Source organism: Rhizobium sp. 42MFCr.1 (genome assembly GCF_000377185.1).
GTDB classification, from domain to species: Bacteria; Pseudomonadota; Alphaproteobacteria; order Rhizobiales; family Rhizobiaceae; genus Rhizobium; species Rhizobium altiplani.
Genome location: NZ_KB897851.1, coordinates 35,492 through 57,177, shown reverse-complemented (window position 1 = coordinate 57,177; position 21,686 = coordinate 35,492). Strand labels below are relative to the sequence as shown.

The 21,686-nt window shown below is 61.1% G+C and carries 22 protein-coding genes and 2 pseudogenes; 14 read left to right on the top strand and 10 right to left on the bottom strand.

Translation table 11 applies throughout. The annotated features are described in order from the left end of the window. From C934_RS35275 to C934_RS0124725, 8 genes and pseudogenes are all read left to right on the top strand, one after another. A pseudogene (locus C934_RS35275) lies at positions 1–206 on the top strand (IS110 family transposase); the annotation flags it as partial. Positions 207–323: 117 nt separating this feature from the next. After that, the gene (locus C934_RS0124755) at positions 324–1,349 is read left to right on the top strand and encodes a LacI family DNA-binding transcriptional regulator (protein WP_018859252.1); all 1,026 of its coding nucleotides are present in this window, start codon (positions 324–326) and stop codon (positions 1,347–1,349) included. 19 nt (positions 1,350–1,368) lie between these two features. Continuing rightward, the gene (locus tag C934_RS0124750) at positions 1,369–2,391 is read left to right on the top strand and encodes an ABC transporter substrate-binding protein (protein ID WP_018859251.1); all 1,023 of its coding nucleotides are present in this window, start codon (positions 1,369–1,371) and stop codon (positions 2,389–2,391) included. A 60-nt stretch (positions 2,392–2,451) separates the two neighbouring features. Further along, on the top strand, positions 2,452–3,279 hold the full coding sequence (locus C934_RS0124745; protein WP_018859250.1) for an ABC transporter permease: 828 nt from the start codon (positions 2,452–2,454) through the stop codon (positions 3,277–3,279). After that, positions 3,276–4,055: an ABC transporter permease gene (locus C934_RS0124740; protein WP_018859249.1), complete on the top strand. Its 780-nt coding sequence runs from the start codon at positions 3,276–3,278 to the stop codon at positions 4,053–4,055. The genes C934_RS0124745 and C934_RS0124740 overlap by 4 nt, the downstream gene beginning before the upstream one ends. Then, a complete protein-coding gene (locus tag C934_RS0124735; RefSeq protein ID WP_018859248.1) occupies positions 4,048–5,073 on the top strand; it encodes an ABC transporter ATP-binding protein in 1,026 nt (341 codons plus the stop codon). Before C934_RS0124740 ends, C934_RS0124735 begins: the two co-directional genes overlap by 8 nt. A gap of 4 nt (positions 5,074–5,077) precedes the next feature. Beyond that, complete coding sequence (locus C934_RS0124730; RefSeq protein WP_018859247.1) at positions 5,078–5,998, top strand: nucleoside hydrolase; 921 nt, start codon at positions 5,078–5,080, stop codon at positions 5,996–5,998. Beyond that, on the top strand, positions 5,995–7,785 hold the full coding sequence (locus C934_RS0124725; protein ID WP_018859246.1) for an adenine deaminase: 1,791 nt from the start codon (positions 5,995–5,997) through the stop codon (positions 7,783–7,785). Before C934_RS0124730 ends, C934_RS0124725 begins: the two co-directional genes overlap by 4 nt. 62 nt (positions 7,786–7,847) lie before the next feature. Here the strand turns inward: C934_RS0124725 and C934_RS0124720 are convergent, their stop codons facing one another. The 6 genes from C934_RS0124720 to C934_RS0124695 form a co-directional block, all read right to left on the bottom strand. After that, positions 7,848–9,023: a M20 aminoacylase family protein gene (locus C934_RS0124720; RefSeq protein WP_018859245.1), complete on the bottom strand. Its 1,176-nt coding sequence runs from the start codon at positions 9,021–9,023 to the stop codon at positions 7,848–7,850. Between the two features lie 104 nt (positions 9,024–9,127). Beyond that, a complete protein-coding gene (locus C934_RS0124715; RefSeq protein WP_018117122.1) occupies positions 9,128–9,889 on the bottom strand; it encodes an SDR family NAD(P)-dependent oxidoreductase in 762 nt (253 codons plus the stop codon). 12 nt (positions 9,890–9,901) lie between these two features. Next, positions 9,902–10,714, bottom strand: a complete 813-nt coding sequence (locus tag C934_RS0124710) for an ABC transporter permease (RefSeq protein ID WP_018859244.1) — start codon at positions 10,712–10,714, stop codon at positions 9,902–9,904. Next, the gene (locus C934_RS0124705; protein WP_018859243.1) at positions 10,714–11,580 is read right to left on the bottom strand and encodes an ABC transporter permease; all 867 of its coding nucleotides are present in this window, start codon (positions 11,578–11,580) and stop codon (positions 10,714–10,716) included. Before C934_RS0124705 ends, C934_RS0124710 begins: the two co-directional genes overlap by 1 nt. 83 nt (positions 11,581–11,663) lie before the next feature. Then, on the bottom strand, positions 11,664–12,827 hold the full coding sequence (locus C934_RS0124700) for a polyamine ABC transporter substrate-binding protein (protein WP_018859242.1): 1,164 nt from the start codon (positions 12,825–12,827) through the stop codon (positions 11,664–11,666). A gap of 23 nt (positions 12,828–12,850) precedes the next feature. Further along, positions 12,851–13,951, bottom strand: a complete 1,101-nt coding sequence (locus C934_RS0124695) for an ABC transporter ATP-binding protein (RefSeq protein ID WP_018859241.1) — start codon at positions 13,949–13,951, stop codon at positions 12,851–12,853. Between the two features lie 192 nt (positions 13,952–14,143). On the opposite strand from C934_RS0124695, the gene C934_RS0124690 reads away from it, so the two are divergent. The 3 genes from C934_RS0124690 (at position 14,144) to C934_RS0124680 (ending at position 16,574) form a co-directional block, all read left to right on the top strand. Beyond that, positions 14,144–14,959 (top strand): helix-turn-helix domain-containing protein, encoded by an 816-nt coding sequence (locus C934_RS0124690; protein WP_018859240.1) that lies wholly within the window; start codon positions 14,144–14,146, stop codon positions 14,957–14,959. A gap of 60 nt (positions 14,960–15,019) precedes the next feature. Next, positions 15,020–15,682 carry a sulfite oxidase-like oxidoreductase gene (locus C934_RS0124685; protein WP_026372056.1) on the top strand — a complete coding sequence of 221 codons (663 nt, stop codon included), beginning with the start codon at positions 15,020–15,022 and terminating at the stop codon, positions 15,680–15,682. A 202-nt stretch (positions 15,683–15,884) separates the two neighbouring features. Further along, complete coding sequence (locus C934_RS0124680) at positions 15,885–16,574, top strand: response regulator transcription factor (protein WP_018859239.1); 690 nt, start codon at positions 15,885–15,887, stop codon at positions 16,572–16,574. A gap of 46 nt (positions 16,575–16,620) precedes the next feature. Here the strand turns inward: C934_RS0124680 and C934_RS0124675 are convergent, their stop codons facing one another. Genes C934_RS0124675 through C934_RS0124665 form a run of 3 tightly spaced genes read right to left on the bottom strand, consistent with a single transcriptional unit; the run spans position 16,621 to position 18,240 of the window. After that, on the bottom strand, positions 16,621–17,232 hold the full coding sequence (locus C934_RS0124675) for a hypothetical protein (RefSeq protein ID WP_018859238.1): 612 nt from the start codon (positions 17,230–17,232) through the stop codon (positions 16,621–16,623). 41 nt (positions 17,233–17,273) lie between these two features. Beyond that, positions 17,274–18,017: a CbtA family protein gene (locus C934_RS0124670; RefSeq protein WP_018859237.1), complete on the bottom strand. Its 744-nt coding sequence runs from the start codon at positions 18,015–18,017 to the stop codon at positions 17,274–17,276. A 13-nt stretch (positions 18,018–18,030) separates the two neighbouring features. Then, the gene (locus tag C934_RS0124665) at positions 18,031–18,240 is read right to left on the bottom strand and encodes a CbtB domain-containing protein (protein WP_018859236.1); all 210 of its coding nucleotides are present in this window, start codon (positions 18,238–18,240) and stop codon (positions 18,031–18,033) included. Positions 18,241–18,463: 223 nt separating this feature from the next. Between C934_RS0124665 and C934_RS0124660 the strand changes: the two genes are divergently transcribed. The 3 genes and pseudogenes from C934_RS0124660 to C934_RS34815 all read left to right on the top strand — a co-directional run. Beyond that, positions 18,464–19,027 carry a histidine phosphatase family protein gene (locus C934_RS0124660; RefSeq protein WP_018859235.1) on the top strand — a complete coding sequence of 188 codons (564 nt, stop codon included), beginning with the start codon at positions 18,464–18,466 and terminating at the stop codon, positions 19,025–19,027. Positions 19,028–19,410: 383 nt separating this feature from the next. Beyond that, positions 19,411–20,976 carry a putative bifunctional diguanylate cyclase/phosphodiesterase gene (locus C934_RS0124650; protein WP_026372054.1) on the top strand — a complete coding sequence of 522 codons (1,566 nt, stop codon included), beginning with the start codon at positions 19,411–19,413 and terminating at the stop codon, positions 20,974–20,976. Positions 20,977–21,277: 301 nt separating this feature from the next. After that, positions 21,278–21,442: pseudogene (locus tag C934_RS34815) on the top strand (outer membrane protein); the annotation flags it as partial. Positions 21,443–21,530: 88 nt separating this feature from the next. Here C934_RS34815 and C934_RS34050 read toward each other — a convergent pair. Next, entirely contained in the window at positions 21,531–21,686 is a 156-nt protein-coding gene (locus tag C934_RS34050) for a hypothetical protein (RefSeq protein WP_192306232.1), read from the bottom strand.

Genomic DNA, 21,686 nt, shown 5'->3' with positions numbered 1-21,686 from the left:
CCGGCGGCCGCAAACCAGTGCGCGACGCCCTTTACATCGCCGCCTTGCCCGCCATCCGCTTCGATCCAGCCATGAAGGCCGTCTTCGAACGACTGAAAGCGAAAGGAAAGCCCGGAAAGGTCGCTCTCGTCGCGGTCATGCGAAGGATGATCATAATCCTCAATGCCAAAATGAGAGACTATCGAGCAACGGTGATTGACGCCTAACACCGTTGCTTATTTATTACTGTCACCGCATCAATACTGACCGCGGCGGCAATTTTGGAATCGACAAGGCCAATGGCGTGATGTACGAATGATTAAACGATTAATCTACAGAAAACCATGCCTCCCACGCGACCTGGACCGAATCTGAGCAGGATTGCAACGTCGCTTGGCGTCTCCGTCGCGACAGTCTCCAATGCGCTCTCGGGCAAGGGTCGTGTTTCCGAACAACTGGCTGAGAAAATCAAGGAACATGCGGCCGAACTCGGCTATGTCCCTAGCCAGGCAGGGCGTGCATTGCGTACCGGCCGCAGCGGCGTCCTTGGCCTGGTTCTACCTGATATCGCCAACCCGCTTTTCCCCAAGCTTGCGCAGGCCATCGAATTCGCGGCCAGCGCGGCGGGCTACGGCGTGCTGATCGCCGACTCCCGAGGCGACGTTGCAACGCAGACCGAGGCAATCAACCGACTGATCGAGCGTGGCGTCGAGGGCATGGTGATAATACCGCGCCGGGCCACTCGAATTTCCGCCGCGGCCTGTCCCGTCGCGGTCATTGATACAGCGTCCACGCCGGGCAACACCGTTGCCGCCGATCACATGCAAGGCGGCTGGGCGATCGCCAATCATCTAGCCGAGCTTGGGCATCGGCGTGTCCTTATCATCGGCAACAATCCCGTCTCAAACGTCCAGAACGATCGCGTGGGAGGAATCCGTTCAGGTCTCCGTCCCGGGATGAGTTCGGCAACCCTCTGGATCGAGACGCTGGAACGGCAAAACGGCGGCGGCTGCAGCCTCGGCCTCGCTGAGAAAGTGCGTGAGGGCTACACGGCATTCGCCGCACTGTCAGACCTGCAGGCGCTGCGAGCCCTCACAGAGTTGCAGCGTGACGGCATCGATGTGCCCAGCATGGCGAGCGTTACCGGTTTCGACGATCTCATCTGGTCGCCGGTCATCACGCCATCCCTGACGACGGTGGCGATGGACATGCACACGATCGCGGAGATCGCGATTTCATCGCTACTGCAGACCATACAGACGCGAGGCAGCCGCGAGGGCGTACTTGTCACGTCCGAGGCCGACCGAGTTCCAATGCAACTGATCGTTCGCCAGTCCTCCGGGCCGGCGGACCCAACACGAATATCCTGACAGACGGAGAACAGCTGACATGAAGAATGCCCTCATCGCTTCGGCCGCGCTATTGGCGCTGTCGCCCCTCGCCGCAAAGGCAGAGGAGAAGACGCTGACGATTTCCGTCTATGCCTTCGCTCAGGATGACTTCAAGACCATCGTCTACGACCCCTTCGAGGCGAAGTGCGGCTGCAAGCTCGTGGTCGAGACCGGCAACAGCGTCGAGCGACTTGCCAAGATGGAGGCCAACAAGGCGAGCCCCGTCATCGACATGGCTGTCGTCTCCATGGCCGATGCCCTTTCAGCCTCGCGCAAGGACCTGATCGACAAGATTGATACTTCGAAGCTCTCCAATTTCGGGAAGCTCTATGACCTCGCCAAGGATCCGAATGGCGACGGCATGAGCGTCGGCTATACCTTCTATGCCACGTCGATCGCCTACCGCTCCGACAAGATGAAGATCGAGTCCTGGGCAGACTTGCTGAAGCCTGAATATGTTGGCCATGTCGCCTTCCCGAACGTCACCACCAACCAGGGCCCTCCGGCGCTCTTCATGCTCGGCCAGGCGCTCGGCAGCGACCACCCGGACCTGAAGGCGCCGATCGAGGCGCTCGGCGAGAAGAAGGACGAGATCGTCACTTTCTATGAGAAGTCCTCGCAGCTCGTGCAGCTGATGCAGCAGGAGGAAATCTGGGCCGCCCCGATCGGCCGTTTTTCCTGGGCAGGCTTCACCAAGCTCGACGTTCCCGTCGCATGGGCAACGCCCAAGGAAGGCCAGACTGGCGGCATGAACGTGATGGTCGTCACCAAGGGCTCGCAGAACCGTGATCTCGCCCTGCAGTTCATGGACTTCTGGCTCTCCACCGAAATCCAGACGAAGCTTGCTGAAAAGCTCGTCGACAGCCCGGCGAACAAGGAGGTCAAGCTCTCCGAAGAAGCCGCCAACAACCTGACCTACGGCGAAGAAACCGCCAAGAGCCTGAAGCTCATCCCGTCAGCAGCCGCGCTCGACAACCGCGCCGCCTGGCTGAAGGAATGGAACGAGAAGGTCGGTCAGTAATTTCCAAGCTGGCTCCCAGGCTTGCGGGAGCCAGCCCTTCCATCCGTCGAAAGTCGCTTCATGTTTCAGAACCGCGCAGAAGCCCTGGCGCTTGCCCTGCCCGCAGCAGTCTTTGCCGCGCTGGTCTTCCTGCTGCCCGTTGTCGTCCTCCTCTCCGAAGGCTTCCGCATCGACGGCAGCTGGACGCTCAGCGCCTATACCGGCTTCTTTTCCGAGTCGCTGAACCGTACTGTCTTTTTGCGGACCTTCCGCTTAGGGCTTGAGGTGACAGCGGTTTCGGCTGTCATCGGCTATGCCGCCGCCTTCGCAATCGTCAACCTGCCGCCGAAGGGCAAGGGCCGGGTGATCGGCCTCGTCACCTTGCCGCTGATGATCTCGCCGGTTGCCCGCACCTATGCCTGGATCGTCATCCTCGGCCGCACCGGCATCGTCAATCAGGCCATCCAGGGCCTCGGCCTCAGCGACGGCCCGCTGCGCCTGCTCTTCACCGAAACCGCGGTCTTCATCGGTCTGCTGCAGCTCTTCCTGCCGCTGATGATTCTGTCGCTGATCAGCGCCCTCGAGAACATGCCGAAGGACGCCATTCCCGCCGCCCGCGTGCTCGGTGCCAACTGGTTCCAGGTGTTCTGGAAGGTGATCCTGCCGGTCACCCGCGAAGGCCTCGTCGTCGGCGGCACGCTCGTCTTCACTGGATCGCTTACCGCCTACATTACGCCTGCCGTGCTTGGCGGCTCGAAGGTGCTGATGCTGGAAACGCTGCTCTATCAGCAGGTGTCGGTGGCCAACAACTTCGTCTCGGCAAGCGTCATCGCCTTCATGCTGATCGTCATGAGCTTTGCCGCCAACATCCTGCTCAAGCGCCTTGCCACGGCGAGGAACAAGCGATGACCGCCCGTATTCTCTCTCCGCTGGTTCTCGGCCTTTTGCTGATCTTCCTGATCGGCCCGTTCCTGATCATCATCGCCGCATCGCTCTCGGCTGGCGACACACTCGCCTTCCCGCCGCAGGGTCTTTCCCTGAAATGGGTCGCCAAGGTCTTCACCATCGACAGCTTCCGCGAGAGCTTCGCCATGTCGATGTTCCTTGCCGTCTTCGGCACGCTGACAGCGCTCGTGCTCGGCATTCCCGCCGCCTACGCACTGTCGCGCTACAAGTTGCCCTTCGGCGAAACGGTGCGCACCATCGTCTCGCTGCCGATCATCGTACCCGGCATCATCGTCGGTCTGGCCCTGCTGCGCTATCTCGTCGTGCCCTTCGGCTTCAACATCACGCTGGCCCTGTTCATGGCGCACACGGCGCTCGTGCTGCCCTACGCCGTGCGCGTCGTGTCAGCCAGCCTCAACAACCTGCGCTCGGATATGGAAGAAGCTGCCGTCCTGCTCGGTTCCTCACGCGTTGGCGCCTTCTTCCGCGTCGTCATGCCAAATATCCGCGGCGGCATCCTGGCGGCCTTCATCCTTGGCTTCGTGACGAGCTTCAATCAGGTTCCGGTCTCGCTCTTCCTCTCCGGTCCGGGCGTCCGCACCCTGCCGATCGACATGCTGGGCTACATGGAGACCACGTACGATCCGTCGATCGCGGCTCTCTCCTCGCTGCTTGCCTTCCTTTCCATCGGCATCGTCTTCCTTGCCGAACGCTTCCTGGGATTCTCTCGTTATGTCTGACGCCTATCTCAAACTCGACAAGCTGACGCTTGCCTACGGCGATACGGTCGCGGTGAAGGATCTGGATCTTACGATCAGGAAAGGTGAACTCGTCGCCCTCCTCGGCCCCTCCGGCTGCGGCAAGACCACGACGATGCGCTCCATCGCCGGCCTGCTGAACCCGAGTTCCGGCCGCATCACCCTCGACGGGTCGGACATCACCCGCGTTTCCGCCAACAAGCGCAATGTCGGGCTCGTCTTCCAGTCCTACGCCCTCTTCCCGCATCTGACGGTCTACGAGAACGTCGCCTTCGGCTTGCGCCTGAAGGGCATCGGCGGCAAGGATCTCGATGGCAAGGTCAGCGCCGGCATCAAATCAGTCGGCCTTGCCAAGTTTGCCGATCGCAAACCCGCCGAACTCTCCGGCGGCCAGCAGCAGCGTGTGGCCCTTGCCCGTTCCATGGTCATGGAGCCGAAAGTTCTCTTGCTCGATGAGCCCCTTTCCAATCTCGACGCCCGCCTGCGCCTCGAAATGCGCGCCGAGCTGCAGCGCGTCCAGAAGGAAACCGGCGTCACGATGATCTTCGTCACCCACGATCAGATCGAGGCGCTCGCTCTCGCCGACCGGATCGTGGTGATGCTGAACGGCGGCATCGAGCAGGTCGGTACACCGGAGGAAATCTACAATAAGCCCGTCTCGGCCTTCGTCGCCGATTTCGTGGGCTTCGAAAACGTCTTTGCGCTGGAAAACGGCAAGCTCGCGACATCCACCACATCGGTCGAGCTTTCCGGTCCAGCGCCACAGGCCGCAAAGGGCCTGGCCTGGCGTCCGCGCATGGTGAACCTTGGTTCAGGTCCTTACCAGGGCACCGTGCGCGGCACCTCGTTTGCCGGCAACACCCGCGAATATCTGCTCGACACGCCGCTTGGCCCCATCAAGGCCGAGGTCGATGCCGAACTGCCGACGCATGCGATCGGCTCGACACTTCCATTCGACCTGCCGCTTGCCGCAGCAGCGCCGCTCTCACGCTACAGGTAACATCATGGGCGTCTGGATCGACACCGACATGGGCTTTGACGATATCGCCGCGATCCTCGTGGTGACACACGCGAAGCTCGACATCGCAGGCGTCTCGCTTGTCTTCGGCAACACGCCGCTGGCGCAGGTGCGCGTCAACGCATCAGGTGCTGCCAAGGCCTTCGGCTGGACTTTCCCGATCCACACCGGCCGTGCCATGCCAGTTCTCGGCTCGCTCGAAACCGCCCAGGCGATCCTCGGCGAAACAGGTATTCCGACATCGGGCCAAGGTCTGCCCGCCGCGCCGGCCTTGCCGGAAGGCGATGCATTCGCTGCGCTCTGCCGCTGGCTAGAGACCAATGGCCCGCACCGGATCCTGGCTCTCGGCCCGTTGACCAATCTCGCCGCCCTCGCACTGGCATGCCCGGACCTCGCAGCCCGTATCACCGAACTCACCTGGATGGGTGGCGGCGTCACCGCAGGAAATCACACGGCATCGGCCGAGTTCAACGCGCTGGCCGACCCGGAAGCCCTCGCCATCGTTCTCGCCCATAATCTGCCGCTGCGCATGGTCGATCTCGATCTTTGCCGCAAGGTTATCGCGACTCCTGACGACGTCGGCCCGGTGCGAGACGCCGGTGGCGCCAACGCGCCCCTTATCGCCGATATGCTCGACGGCTACATCGGCATCGGAACCAGCCGCGGCAGACCGGGAATGGCGATCTACGACCCATCAGCCGCAGTCGCCTTCGTCGCACCCGACATCGTTACTTTCCGCCCGGCGCGCATCGACGCCGAATTGCAGGGTCAACATTCGCGTGGCCGCACCGTGGTGGAGACCCGGGCGACGCATGCAACTTTCAACGCCAAATACGCCGTCGATATCGACACTGAAAAGGCCCGCGCCCTGATCCTCGGCGCACTGATCGATGAGGCCGGCCGATGAGCGCCGCCGAAACGAAGGATCTCAACGATCCCGCACTTCGCGCCCGTGCCGTCGCCGCCGCGCGCGGTGGTGCGCCTTTCGACCTGCTGATCTCGGGCGGACGCCTGCTCGATGTCGTCACCGGCCTGACCCGCGACGCCGACATCGGCGTCGTTGGACCGCTCATCGCAAGCGTCCACGCACCGGGCAGCCGCACCGACGCTGCCAAGACCGTCGACGCAACAGGCAGCATCGTTTCGCCAGGCCTCATCGATACGCACATGCATATCGAAAGCTCGATGGTGACGCCCGCCGCCTATGCGGCAGCCGTCGTTCCGCGCGGCGTGACGACTGTCGTCTGGGATCCGCACGAATTTGGCAACGTGCATGGCCTGGACGGCGTGCGCTGGGCAATCGAAGCGTCCCGGTGCCTGCCGCTCCGTACCATTGTTCTCGCGCCTTCCTGCGTTCCTTCCGCTCCGGGGCTTGAAGTCGCCGGCGCCGATTTCGACGCATCGGTCATCGCCGAAATGCTGCGGTGGCCTGGCATCGGCGGTGTAGCCGAGGTCATGAATATGCGCGGCGTGATCGACGGCGATCCCCGCATGACTGATATTGTGAATGCCGGCCTCGCTTCGGAAAAACTCATTTGCGGCCATGCGCGCGGACTTGAATGCGCTGACCTGAACGCCTTCATGGCTGCCGGTGTCAGCTCCGATCACGAATTGACCTCGAGCGCGGACCTGCTGCAGAAGCTGGCCGCCGGACTGACCATCGAGCTTCGCGGCTCGCATGACTATCTGCTGCAGGAGTTCGTAACCGCGCTCAACGGAATCGGCCATCTGCCATCGACGGTCACGCTCTGCACGGACGACGTCTTCCCCGACGAACTGAAGGACGGCGGAGGTCTTGACGATGTCATCCGACGGCTCGTCCGCTATGGCATGAAACCGGAATGGGCGCTGCGGGCCGCCACCTTCAATGCAGCGCAGCGATTGAAGCGTTCGGATCTTGGCTTGATTGCCGCCGGCAGACGCGCCGATATCGTGCTCTTCGAAGACCTCGTTGGTTTCGCCACGAAAGCCGTCATCGCCAATGGCGCAATCGTCTCGACATCGGGCGAAATGAACGCCCAGTTGCGCTCGTTCGATACCGTCGCGCTACAAAATTCGATCAAGCTGACCGCCCTGGCGGAAGATGACTTCAGGGTTCCCGCCACCGGCAAGCGCGTTCGTGTCGCCACGATTGACCGCCCCCGTTTCACACAGTGGGGCGAGGCGGAAACCGGCGTCGACGGCGGCTTCATCGTGCCGCCGGTCGGGAGCACCATGATCGCGGTCGCGCATCGGCACGGCAAGGTCGACGGTCGGCCGCGCGTCGGCTTCCTGACAGGTTGGGGAGAATGGCGCGGAGCCTTCTGCACGACGGTGTCCCACGACAGCCACAACCTCACGGTCTTCGGCGGCAATGCACGCGACATGGCGGTCGCCGCCAACGCGGTGATATCAGCGGGCGGCGGCATGGCTGTCGCCAGAGATGGCCAGATTGAAGCGCTTCTACCCTTGCCGGTGTCCGGCTTGGTCACCAACGCGCCATTGGAAGAAACGGCCGCGTCCTTCCGGGCGATCCGAAAGGCGATGGAAAAGATCGTCGACTGGAAGCCGCCCTATCTCGTCTTCAAGGCCTGCTTCGGCGCAACGCTTGCCTGCAACGTCGGCCCGCATCAGACCGATCGGGGGATCGCCGACGTCCTTACAGGCCAAGTGCTCGAAAGCCCAGTGATCGAGACCCCCGAGCACGAGGGGTAGCAGCAGCTGGGCTTGTGCCCCAGCTGCGGTCGGCTAAGTCATCGAGGTCCGCGAACCACCGATTAAAGTGCGGCCTTCAGCTCGCGCTCGACCAGCGTTGTCCAAAAGGCCGCGCCGTAGCCAATCGCATGATCATTGAAGTCATAAGCGGTGTTGTGATGTAGGGCGCCATCGACGGCAGGACCGTTCCCGAGCCAGACGTAACATCCCGGCGCATTCTGGCCGAAGAACGCGAAATCATCGCCTGCCGTCGAGGGCGGGAAACTCGTGCGCACCTTCCCCTCGAAGACCGCCTTAGCGGCGCCGAGCGCACGCGCGGTCGCGTCGCTGTCGTTGACCACGGGCGGAATACGTCGTTCGAACTGGTAGTCGACCGCAATGCCGAACATCGCCGCCGTGCCATTCGCAAGCCGGCCGATCTCTTCCTCGAGTTGATCGCGAACTTCAGGCGAATAGGCCCGGGCGGTGCCGCCGATCTCGACGATATCAGGTATGACGTTCAACGCCTTGGGGTCGCCGGCCTGCAGCGAGCAGGCGCTAATGACGGCCGGCTGCAGCGGATCGACGACGCGCCCGACAATCGTCTGCAATGAGGTCAGGAAGGTGCCGGCAGCGGTGATCGGATCCTTGCCGAGATGCGGCTTGGCGCCGTGCGTCCCGGTGCCCCGTAAGGTCACGCGCCAACTGTCTGACGATGCCAATTGAGGGCCTTCGACTACAGCGATCTCATCGACGGCAAGGCCCGGCATATTGTGAAGCCCGTAGACGGCATCGCAGGGGAACAGTTCGAACAGACCCTCCTCGACCATCCTGCGCGCGCCGCCCCTCCCCTCCTCGGCCGGCTGGAAGATGAAATGCACGGTTCCGGAGAAGTCACGCGTTGCCGCCAGATATCGTGCCGCGCCGAGCAGCATTGTTGTGTGCCCGTCATGTCCGCAGGCATGCATCTTGCCAGTAAATTTTGACTTATACGGACGATCCGCCATCTCCGGCATCGCAAGCGCATCCATATCCGCCCGCAACCCGATTGTCCGCGTGCCATTGCCGACCGGCAGTGTACCGACAACGCCGGTGCCGCCGAGGCCGCGATGCACCTTGATGCCTGCGTCTTCGAGTAACTGCGCGACGATGTCGCTCGTGCGCTCCTCCTCGAAGCCAAGCTCTGGATGGGCATGCAGGTCGCGACGCAGTCCAGTCAGGAAGGGCAGATCGGTCTCGATCCGGGCGGGAATGGGCATGGGCCTTGGATGTCCTGTAAATACAAGCGGGCGCCAGAACAGCGCCCGTCACAGTCCATCCGTTATTTAACAATTGCCCTAGGAATTCAACCTTCTCAACCGGCTCAAACGACGGTCTCCCCGCCGTCGACCACGAGGATCTGCCCAGTCATGTAAGAGGAGCGGTCCGACACGAGGAAGAGGATCGGCTCTGCGATCTCCGACACGTCGGCCCAGCGTCCAAGTGGCACCTTCTCAGCGATATAGGCTTCGATCGCCTCACGCCCGCCCATCTGGGCAATGAAGGGTTCGTTGAAGGGCGTATCCACCCAGCCGGGGCAAAGCGCATTCACGCGGATGCCGAACCTGGCATAGTCGCCCGCCATCTGCCGCGTCATGGCGATGACGGCGTGCTTTGTCGTCGTATAGGCGATCATCTCGCGATCGTAGAGCACGCCCGATGAGGATGAGGTGTTGAGAATGACGCCTTTGCCCGTCTTCTTCATGACAGGCATGACGAAGCGCGCGGCCATGAAATGTGCGCGGACATTCAAGCTCCAGGACTTGTCAAAACCGTCGATCGCGACCTGCTCCAGATCGCCGGCGACCTGCGCACCGGCATGGTTGTGAAGGATGTCGATGCGGCCATGATGTTCGGCAATCGCGGCAATGCCTGCTTCCAGCGCCTTGTCGTCGGTGACATCAAGCACCATGCTTTCGGCGCTGCCGCCACACCTACGGATCCGGCTGACGGTCTCCTCGGCATTCATGAAGTCGATGTCGGCGACGACGACATGGGCGCCCTGTTTCGCCATGACGAGCGCGCCGGCCTGACCGATGCCGGACCCGGCACCGGTGACGATTGCAACACGGTTCTTGAGGATCATGGTGTTTCCCAATTAGGTTGTTGTTGTCCTTTCGCGCATAAGGAAACGCGCGATGAGAATGAGGGCAAGCGATGCGATGAGCACCATCGTGGCGATTGCGTTGATCTCGGGCGTCACGCCGCGACGGATCGAGGCAAAGACGTAGATCGGCAGCGTCGTGTTCGACCCGGCGACGAAGAACGCGATGATGAAGTCATCGAAGGAGAAGGTGAAAGCGAGCAGGAAACCGGCCAGGATCGACGGCAGGATCTGCGGCAGCACGATCTGGCGAAAGGTCGTCAGCGGCGTCGCGTAGAGATCACTCGACGCTTCGACGATATCGCGCCCGAGGCTGGCGATGCGCGCCTTCACGATCATCGTCACCAGGGCCATGGTAAAAAGCCCGTGTGCGGCGATGATCGAACCGTAGCCGAGCGTCAGCTTTGGCGGTTGATTGCCGGGCCAAATCGCTGCCAATGCCGGATTGATGAAACCGAAGACTTCAACCAGGGCAACCAGCGTCGCGATGCCGATCACAACCCCCGGAACGACGATAGCTGCGGCAAACAGGCCATCGAACACGGCCCGTGTCTTGGCGCCAAGCCGCTCCATGCCGAGCGCGGCCATGGTGCCGAAGATCGCCGCTAGTGCAGCGCTGGTCAGGGCTATGATGAGGCTGTTTTGCAGAGCCTCCATGAGGAAGGTGTTCGAGAGCGCCTTACCGTACCATTGCGTGGAAAAGCCCGTGAAATCGGAAGCGTTGCGGCCCGCATTGAACGAGAACAACACCACCAGCGCGATCGGTGTGTAGAGAAACAGATAGACTGCCGTAACAAGCCCACGCATCAGACAAGATCCACCTGGCGGGTACCCGCAACGCGCCAGGCGATGCGCATGGCGACGAGAAGCACGATGACGACGACGACAACGAGGGTGACGGCGATCGCGGAGCCGAACGGCCAGTTGCGCGACTGCAGGAAGAGGTCGACCAGCGCGTTCCCGATAAAGAACACCTTGCCGCCGCCCAGCAGCTGCGGGATCAGGTACTCACCGAGCAACAGGATGGTGACCAGCGCCACGCCGGTCATCACGCCCGGCAACGACAGCGGCAGCGTTATGCCGAAGAAAGTCGACAGCGGTCTTGCTCCGAGGTCCGCTGAAGCTTCCAGCAACCGGCGGTCCAGCTTTTCCAGGCTGACGTAGATCGGCATGATCATCAGCGGCAGGTAGCCATAGACGATGCCGAGAAGGACAGCCCCCGGCGTGTTCAGAAGCCGTACATTCTCGATGCCGACAAATTCCAGGAGATGCGGGATGCCCCGCGCGCCGAGGATATACATCCACGCATAGGTGCGAACGAGAAGACTGGTCCAGAAAGGCACTACGACGAGTGACACCAGCAACAACCGATACTGCGGGCTTACCTTCACCGCCAGGTAGTAGGCGACCGGATAGGCCACCAACAGGCAGACGAAGGACCCAATCGGCGCAAGCACCAGCGTGTTCTTGAAGGCGGCCGCACGGGATCCGAGATTGGCAAATTGGGCAAACGTAAATGCCGCTTGGTAACCGCCTTCCGGCGCCCGCTCGCCGAAGGAGAACACAACGATGGCAATGAACGGCAGGACCAAAAAGACGAACAGCCACGCGCTCGCCGGCGCAACGAGGGCCGCGGTGATCAGGCGTTTTCTGGTGTCCGGTGACAGAGCCATTCTGGAGGTTCGCTGGTTGGTGACCACGAGGAGGCTTGCCTCCTCCCGAACCCGGGAAGAGGCATTGCATGACGGCAGGCTGGTCACGCCGACTTGAACCGCGCCATCAACTCGGCGCGACCCGGATCCGTCAGGGTTATAGCGGCGCCGAACTCCAGAGGCGTCAGCGATGCTTCATCCGGATAGACGATCTTGTTTGAGGTGATCTCCTTCGGCAGCAACGAAATGACGCGGCTATCGGTGGTCGGCGCGCCGTTGGCGATATGCTCCTTCACCGCGTTCGCGGGATCCATCAGGTAGTTGAGAAGAGCATAGCCTGCCGCCTTGTTCGGAGCGTCCTTCGGGATCGCATAGTAGTCGGTCCAGATTTCACCACCGTCCGTTCCGAGGATGTAGGCAAGCTCAGGCATGTCGCGATTAAGCTGCGCACCGTCGTTCGTCCAGCACATCGTCATCCAGGCGTCCGTGGCGCGCATGGCCGGCTGATAGTCGGAGTTGATGGCGAAGAGATGCGGTTTCACCTTGATCAGCAGCTCCTCGGCCTTCGCAAGCTCCTCCGGCTTGATCGAGTTGAAACCATAGCCCAGCGACACCAGCGCGCTGCCGATCGTCGTCAGCTGGTAGTCATGCACCATGGCGCGGCCATCAGCTTCTGTCTGCGCGACCTCGAAGAAATCCTTCCAGCTCGTGGGCTTCGCCTTGATCTTGGAGGTGTTGACCGAGAATCCGGTCGTGCCCCAGTTCTTCGGTAGAGCGTAGGTCTTGCCGTCGATCTGGCCTTCCTTGGTAAAACGCGGGCTCTCCGTCGACTGGCTGAAATTGACAATCTTCGAGAGGTCGAGTTCGTCAATCAGGCCGAGCTTGTGGTAGGTGGAAATCGTGTAGTTGGTCGGCACGAAAAGCGACCAGCCGGAAGCGCCCGCCTGCAGCTTCGCCAGCATTTCCTCGTTCGAACCGAACACGTTGACTTCGACGGCCACGCCGGTTGCCGCCTTGAAGTTCTCGAATGTCGCCGGATCATGGTAGTTCGGCCAGGTCGCGATCGACATTTGCGTGCCGAGGTCTTCGCCGGCATAGGCTGGCGTCGACAAGGCACCTGGGAAGCGCGACATCACGGCGGTCGCAAGACCGAGGCCGGTGATGCCGAGGAAGTGGCGGCGGCTGACAGAGCCACGCTTGAGCCGCATGAACTCGTCCATGAAGCCGTTGGCTGAAATGGGAAGGTTATCCTTATAGTCTTTGCTCATGATGCTGTTCCCTTGTTTTGATTTTAGGCTGCACTTGATGCTGAGAAGACATGGGCCGCGCCGGGATCAAAGCCGAGGTAGACGGCCTCGCCGGGCTCGACCAGATCGCTTTCGTTCATGCTGCGGCGGTCGGCGGTCACCAGAAAGTCACCGAGCCCCGGCACCGTGACGGCATATTCCGCCGATGACCCCAGGAAGATGCGGTGGGTCACCGTGCCTTTGAAGCTTGCGATATCGGGCGCCTGCATGCGTGTCAGGCGGATCGATTCCGGCCGGATCGCGACGATTGCCTCGCCCGTTGAAACACCCGCCCGGATCCCCGCGGCGATTGCGGAACCGTCCGCAAGACGCAGCGTCGCGCCATCCGCCTCCATCGTCGCCTTCACCCGGTTGGTCTTGCCAACGAAATCGGCTACGAACAAATCGGCCGGGCGGTCATAGACCTCCTGCGGCGAGCCCAGCTGGCGAATCCGCCCCGCGCTCATCACGCAGACGATATCCGCCATAGAGAGCGCTTCTTCCTGATCATGGGTGACCAGAACAAAGGTGATGCCAAGTTCGCGTTGCAATGTCTGCAATTCGATCTGCATGGCGGAGCGTAGCTTCTTGTCGAGCGCAGCCAGCGGTTCGTCCAGGAGCAGCACCGACGGACGGTTGACGATCGCGCGAGCGAGCGCCACGCGCTGCTGCTGTCCACCAGACATTTCGTGGATGCGGCGCTTGGCGAAGCCGCCGAGCCGAACCATTTCAAGCGCCTCAGTGACACGCCGGTCGATTTCGGCCGCCGCAAACTTGGGCCGCACCTGCTTCAGACCATAAGCAACGTTCTGCCGGACGTCGAAATGCGGAAACAACGCATAATGCTGAAAGACCATGTTCACCGGGCGCCGATAGGCCGGCACACCGTTCATCTCGCGCCCGTCGATCAGCACAGTACCTTGGCTTGGCTGCTCGAAACCGCCGATCATGCGCAGGCAAGTGGTCTTGCCGCAGCCCGACGGGCCGAGCAACGCGAGGAATGCACCCTTCGGCACATTGAGGTTGATGTCCGTTACGGCGATCACCGGGCCATAATTCTTGGTGACCGAACGGAATTCGATATCGTTCGTCGAAGCAGATGCCACGTCTGTTCCCTGCGGTTGGTCTGGATTGGGCAGTCTAGCGCTGCCTTTTGCCACCGTCGTTGTGGAAAGACTAAGCGCGCCCTTCCCTCACGGTATATACCCCGAGAGGGGTATTCTAGCCGCAAAGCCTTCATGGAAGGTATATACACGGGGAGCGGATTTCCGCGCGGGGCGATCAGGAGGTTCCGGGAAATGAGCACTGACCTGGAGGCGCTATTTCGGGCCTTCAATGCCACCATTGGCCGGCAGGCGATGGGCGATGCAGAATTCGGCGAGACCTTCCGGGAGATGATGGCGGCGCTCGTAAGCTTCGACTACGTCGTTGTCTTCGCCTATCGCGGCAAGGAGCGGCCGATCGATCTCTACAGCACCTTCGACCCGAAGGAGCACATCATTTTCGTGACCCTCTACCAGGCTGGCCCCTACCTCCTCGACCCGTTCTACCACACGGCCCATGAACGTCGCGCCGGCGTGTTTCGCATGCGGGAACTGGCGCCAGACCGGTTCTTCTCCAGCGAGTACTACCGGACTTATTACGTCCAGACAGGCCTTGCAGAGGAGATCGGTTTCTTCGTCACGGCCGATGACGATATCACGATCGTTCTTTCGCTTATGCGCAAGGAAAAGACCGGGCCCTTCCCGCCTGCGGAATTTGCCTTGCTGAAGAAAGCCGAACCATTGATCGCAAACATGGTTCGGCACTACTGGGCCGGGCTCGGAACTCGCTTTGATGCGCAACAGCATTCGAGACCCCGCGGCAACCGCAAACGCAACGCCAGTGAAAGCGCCCTGCAGCCCGCCGAAGCGGTGTGGCGTGATCTCAATCTCACCAGCCGCGAGACCGCGATCGTCGATCTTGTCCTTCAGGGGCACTCCTCCGAGTCGATCGGCCTGAAGCTCAACATCTCGACAGGGACCGTGAAGGTTCATCGGCGCAACGTCTACCGCAAGCTCGGCATATCGTCGCAAACACAGCTCCTCTCGCTGTACCTCAAGAATCTGTCGTGACGCACGCTTGACAGTCTCGAAGCCTGGATGCCCTATTGCGGCAACGCGAAAGGGCCAGCGATGAGCGACGATCAAACCCCGACCGACAGCAAGCTCACGAGATCGAAGCGCCGCTGGGCCGAGGAAGGAAAATTCCTCACCGGCCGCATCAGTCGCCCGGAAACCGAGCGCCTGCCGCCGGGTCAGCACCTCGTCAAGGATTGGCCGATCCTTGATCTCGGCCAGCACCCGATCATCGCGCCCGACACATGGAGCCTGGAAGTCCGTGGACTGGTCGAAACCCCGCTTGATCTTACCTGGACCGCCTTCCAGGCGCTCGAGCAGAGCACTAAGGTCACCGACATTCATTGCGTGACGACGTGGTCACGCTACGACAACAAGTGGAAGGGTGTTTCGACGCGCGACCTGCTCGATCAGGCAATGCCGAATCCGGAAGCTCACTACGTCATGCTGACAAGCTATGATGGCTATACGACAAACTTGCCGCTCTCCGACTTCGCCGCAGAAGATGCCATCCTCGCAACCTCCTGGGAAGGTGTGCCGCTGACGCGCGATCACGGCGGCCCCATGCGGCTCGTCGTTCCGCATCTCTATTTCTGGAAGAGCGCCAAGTGGCTGCGCCGTATCGAGCTGCTGCCGGCCGATGCATCAGGCTTCTGGGAAAAAAACGGCTATCACATGTACGGCGACCCCTGGCGCGAACAACGCTACTCGGATGATTGAAACCGGACGCCGCGGGCGCCTCCAGCCTGAACCCGCTTAACGTGCAGAACGCACACCGAGAAATTCGCTTCAAAATAGATGCAGCGAGCGATATATTTTTCATATTAATGCCTTACGACGATTCAGCCGTGGTCGGCTGTTGAAAGCTGTACCCATTTTGGGTTGTCGTAGTGCAACGATTCCAGATATCGCGCATGGATTGATGAACAAGGACACTTCATTTCATACTGTCACGCAGAAACTGCTGGACGCATGGTTGCATACCACGCCGCAACTGCCGGCCGCTCCAGAGGACATCTATCGCGACGTCCTCGAGCTCCTGACGATCCGGATGAGGATGACGCTCGTCGTTCTCAACGGCGACGATCCGTTGCAATGGCATCTGAAGGTCGTGCGCTCTTCTACCGTCAGTTCGCGTATCCTGAACATCAACAAGCTCTTTGCCGATCAGCGCATCGGCGAATTCAAGGATCGGGGCTACATGGAGACGGCCGTCATCCCGCGTTATCGCGAGGTGATTGCCACGCAGAAGCCGTCGATGGAACTGGTCAAGACACGGGTGCTTGGCGTCAACATCGGATACGAACGGCTGATCCTTCCGCAAAAGACAACGGCGCAACATCCAGCCTGGCTTCTGGCGGTCTCGAACGGCCGCTTCATGTTCAACCCGCCGCAGCAGCGAGCACGCATGGATGCGACCGATGAAGCCGTGATGCAGCTCCTGACGGAAGGCGCGACGGCCAAGGAGATCGCCGCTGACCTCGGCATTTCACACCGCACGGTCGAGCACCGCCTGGAGCGCATGAAGGAGCGCTACGGAGCGAAGAACACTGTCCATCTCGCGGCCATGCTGATTGCGACGCACCTCGACCGCGATATCGAGAAGAGCTAGAGCCATTCAGGGTTAAATTAAGGACGGTCTGCCGGAGCAGGTTTCGTCAGGGCGCGATCCACCGAAGCAGCCGCCGTCCACAATATGCCGCAGCCAGCAACACCGCCGCGAAGCCGGTAACCGTCACCATGCTGCCGGGATGCAAGGGAACATTCCTCCACACCGGGCGAACGACATCCGCAGTGTTGAACGCCTCACCGCTGAACTCGCAGGTGATCAGCGCCAGACCGCGCAACACCATGCCGGCGTCGATCGCAGAGACGATGGCCTCCGCCTCGTCCGCCTCCGCGCCCATGTTGCGCATCGACAGGAGCACGGCCTTCGTTGCCGCGAGGTAGGCGTGCGAGCATTCATTGAATGGACTGGCCTCGTCGGTCACCCCGCCCGGCATCTTGCCCCAGAGACAATAGGCATGCTGGATCTGCGCATAGTTCAGCACGCGTCGGAACGGCTCGTTCGTGTCCGTGGCACGCGCCGCGAGATCAATGATCCGATCGCGATACTCCGCCATCATGACCATTTCGCCATGTGAGATCTCGGCGATCGCGATGCCGCTTTGGGAACCGCTGCTGCTCCGCTGGTGCGCGTCGGCCGCGACGGACCAAAGCTGCAGGACAGCAATCATGGCTACAAGAAAAATGGGACGCCGACTGGTCATCTCTGAGGACAGGCTCCGGATTGCTCCGGAGCCTTCTCCGATCAATGGAAGACCGACGCGCGAGCGCTGAGCCTGGGTGCGGCACCGAGCTTGCGCTCGGCCAGAGCACCAAAGGCCAGGCCAAGAACGCCCCATAGGATGGCGTGCATCCCGATCGTGGTCGTACGGAAACGCCAGAGAACCATAGCCGAATAGTTCTCCGGAACCTCGTTGATCGGCGGCAGCAGATACTGCACGAGGCCGATGAAACCGACATAGGCCAGACCTGCCGCGATTGCCGCATTCCACATACCGAACCGCGGCGTGAGGCGGCGTGCAAGCGCAATTGCCGCTACAAGCGCAGCGATCGAAACGACGATCATCAGGAAAAACAGCTCGGTCCTGACGCCAATGGTGTCGGGATTGCCGACTGCCGGCGGATTGGCCGGATATTTTATGTTGGGTACGATCACGATAGCGACAAACGCCGCAGCGGCGATGACGGCACAGGTCCCGCGGGCGCTCAGATTGCTGAACCGCCCCTGGATAAAGGCGAATACGAGGGCAAACAGGCCGCCGACAGCAATGCTGTAGGCCATTACACCGGTTAAGAGGCCAAGGCCCGCCTGCGTGGCGCGGCTGACGATTTCAGGCTCAGCAGTTTCACCCGCCGCCTGGGCGGCCGCCTCCTCGAACGCGATCGCCTGGTCGACAAGCGGCTCGCCGAAAGTATGCGCAAAGGCGAAAACGAGGACGCCAGCGACCACCCCCGCGAGCATGCCGCGAAGCAAAAGATTTCCAACCATGTCCGGAACTCCCTTAGTGGCAGGGAAAGCCGAGGAGATGCCGGCCGTCATGCACGAACTCGTGCACGTACATACCGTTGAAAAGCGCCATCGCGCCCTCTTCGGTACCGACGAAATAGATGGCGATGAGCATCAGTAGACCGCCGAAGATGGCCCAAGGCAAAAGCTCGCCAACCGGAATCGGAGCCGGTGCGGCGACGGGCGCAAAAGTAGTGTCAGACATGTATTCCTCCTGGAATGACGCGTTCAGTCGAGAATCGTTGCGTGGCAGGGTCTGACTTCCAGTCCGAGGTATCCTCATCCTGATCACAGTGGCGCGACCGCACCGGAATTTCACCGGTTTCCAAACCCACAACATCACCGTTATATCTGCCGTTTCGAACCTGTCAACGAAACTTCATGCAGCGGCGGGCCACGCTCCCCGATATCCGGAGACAACGAACGTGATGACGCGCCTTACCTGGATCTGCCACGGCCCGACGGCCGCCAACCGCGAGGCGCGCTTCCCGCAGGACGAACCGCTGAATGAAAAGGCAATCATTGCCACACGGGCAATCACCCCACGCCTGCGGCACGCCGACAGCGTCTTCGCCAGCCCGACGCTGCGCGCGCGGCAGACGGCCGGCGCGCTTGGCTTGCAGCCGGAAGTTTCCGAGGCGCTCGCCGATTGCGATTTTGGCCGCTGGGCGGGCCGTTCGATCGCCGAGATCCAGCAAGCGGAACCCGAGAACCTTGCCGCCTGGATGGCGCAACCGGACGAAGCACCGCATGGTGGCGAGGCGATCGCTGCCGTGTGCATGCGTGTAAACGGCTGGATGCGCGAGCACTTGCAGTCCGGCGGTAACATCATCGCCATTACCCATGCGGCGGTCATCCGAGCAGCCATCATCGGCACGCTGAATGCCCCCCTGTCATCATTCTGGATTACCGATATCGAACCGCTCGCCGTCGCTCACATGACCAGCAACGGAAGCCGCTGGTCCCTGCGCTTCGAAGGACAAACCACCTAATTTTCAGGGCGATAATTTAGTCCAGCCTTACGCAAGCAATCGATGCGATAGTTTTTCGACCCGACACCGTCGGGCTGTCAATCCTTGCCCCAAGGAGGACTTTGCATGCCCTATGATTGGAGCGGCGCGCGGATGCGACGCACGCGTCTGCTACGTATGACTGGCGCCGGGATGCTTCTCCTGCTCGTCGTCAGCGTCACCCTTCTAACCAGACTTTGAGAACAACAGGCGAGCGACAAGCGCTCGCCTCGTTTTTCACCGCGGCTTTCGAGCCAGTTCACACGCCGTGATAGCGATTCGATAACAAGAAATCGCCCTTTGATTTCAACAAACGCTTCAGACTTCCATGATACATCAGCGCCCGGGTGGAGATGGAGTAAAGCATGCCGGTATTCTTCCAGAGCAGGGCCGGGAGGCAATGCTTGTTGGTCATGGCGTTGGGGGTAACGCTATGGCTCGTCGGTGCAATCCTGGAACTGGATAACTGTGTGGTCGCCTTCGTCGGCGCCTACGAAAGCTATGGTGCAGACAAGCTCGTCCTCGCCCTTGGCATCGGCGGGGCGATGAGCTTCGTCTATTCGATCCTGCGCATTGTCGATTTGCGCAAGGAGATGGAGCTGCGGGCCACCGCTCAGGCCAAGGCCGACTGGACAGCAACCCACGACCACCTCACCAAACTTCCCAACCGCTATGCGTTCGAACGGAAAGTCCTGCCGCGAAGGACGAAGACCGACGTCGAAGGTGACGAGTGGGAGCAGAACGTGACAATCTTCTCGATAGACCTCGATGGCTTCAAGAAGGTCAATGACCTTGTCGGCCACAATGGCGGCGACGCCCTTCTGATCGAGGTGGCAAAACGGATCTGCGCAATCGGAAACGCGGACTGCGTCTATCGCTTCGGCGGCGACGAGTTCGTCGTCGTTGCGCTTGGCCTCTCCTCCCGCCATGAAGAACGCTTCGCGCGTTTGCTCATTCAAGCCGTAACACGGCCCATTCACATCAACGGGTTCGCGGTCGAAGTCGGCGCCAGCGTCGGCCACGATCGCTGGGAGCAGGGTCAAGAGCCGCTCGAGGACGCGGCCCACCGAGCCGACCTCGCCATGTACGAGGCGAAGTCACGCGGCCCCAACCACCACATGGTGTTCGAAGCCTCGATGCAGGACAAGGTGGCAAAGCGCGCGACGCTGGAATCCAAGCTGCGCGTCGCAATTCAGCAAAAGGCCATCCGCCCCTTCTATCAACCGTTGATCGATCTCAAGAGAGGCACGGTCTGCGGCTTCGAAGCGCTCGCTCGCTGGACGGACGAAGAAGGCGTCGCCATTCCGCCGCCGGAGTTCATCGGCATTGCCGAAGAGACCGGACTGATCACCGAGCTTTTCGAAGACCTTCTGGCGCAGGCCTGCGGAGACGCCCTGGCCTGGGACGACCACGTTACCCTCTCCTTCAATGTCTCTCCGGTGCAAATGGAGGACAAGCTGCTGGCCTCGCGCATCTTCAAGGTGTTGTCGGCAAATGGTCTTCCGCCAAGTCGTCTGGAGATCGAGATCACCGAAAATGCCCTGATCCAGGATCCGGCGGTTGCCGCAATCATCCTGGATGAACTCCACGATGCAGGCGTTCAGATCGCGCTTGACGATTTCGGCACCGGCTACTCCAGCCTCGCCCAGCTCGCCCGCTATCGCTTCGACAAGATCAAGATCGACAAGAGCTTCATCGCAACGTACCGCGATGATGAGCGTCAGGAAAAAATCATCCGCGCCATGCTTGGGCTCGGGCGCAGCCTCAACATACAGACCACCGCCGAGGGCATCGAAGAGCATCGCCAACTCGGCCACCTGCTTCAACTCGGCTGCGATGTCGGACAGGGCTATCTCTTCGGCAAGGCGATGCCCGCCGAAGAAACGCGCTCGTTCGCCCTTGACCGTCACGAGACATTGGCCAACGGATAAGCGCTCCGCACTCCTCTCCAGTAGTCCTCTACATCAGAACTTCGTAATGGACCCGTTCAGACAGGGCCACGTTCGCTCACGCAGCATGGACCGCGATCACCGATCGGACCTAGCCCGATCGGTGCGCAAAGTGAGTGGACCCTTGTCATAGGAGAGGGATTTATCGCGCATTTTCGTATCGCTGCCGCCTCGGCGGCCTTCATTGGTCTTGCAGGGGTGGCGTCGCCCCCCGATCTTATGAGGGGGCGGCCGCGGTTGTACCAGCAGCCCCAGTTTTCACCTGGAACGGCTTCGATGCCAGTTCTCAGGGTGGACCGCCGGAGCCGGTCTCGACTACGCCTTCACGTACAACATCTTCGGGCGCGTGGAATGTCGTTACAACGACTACGGCAGCAAAGTCCTTTTGGGCATAGACACCGTTTTCAATCAGAAGGTTGTTACCGTCGGCGTTGGCTTCAGATTTTGAGACTGCTCAACGATGAAATGACCAAGCCCGGACATACGCCCGGGCTTTGCTTCTCTGAACTGAGGCTGGTCGCCGTGTAAGATAAGCCTTAGTGGTGGTTTCCACCACCCTGGTTTCCACCACCCTGGTTGCCGCCACCCTGGTGGCCACCACCCTGGTTGCCACCGCCTTGGTTGCCACCACCTTCGTTACCGCCACCCTGGTTACCGCCGCCTTCGTTACCGCCACCTTGGTTGCGCAGCAC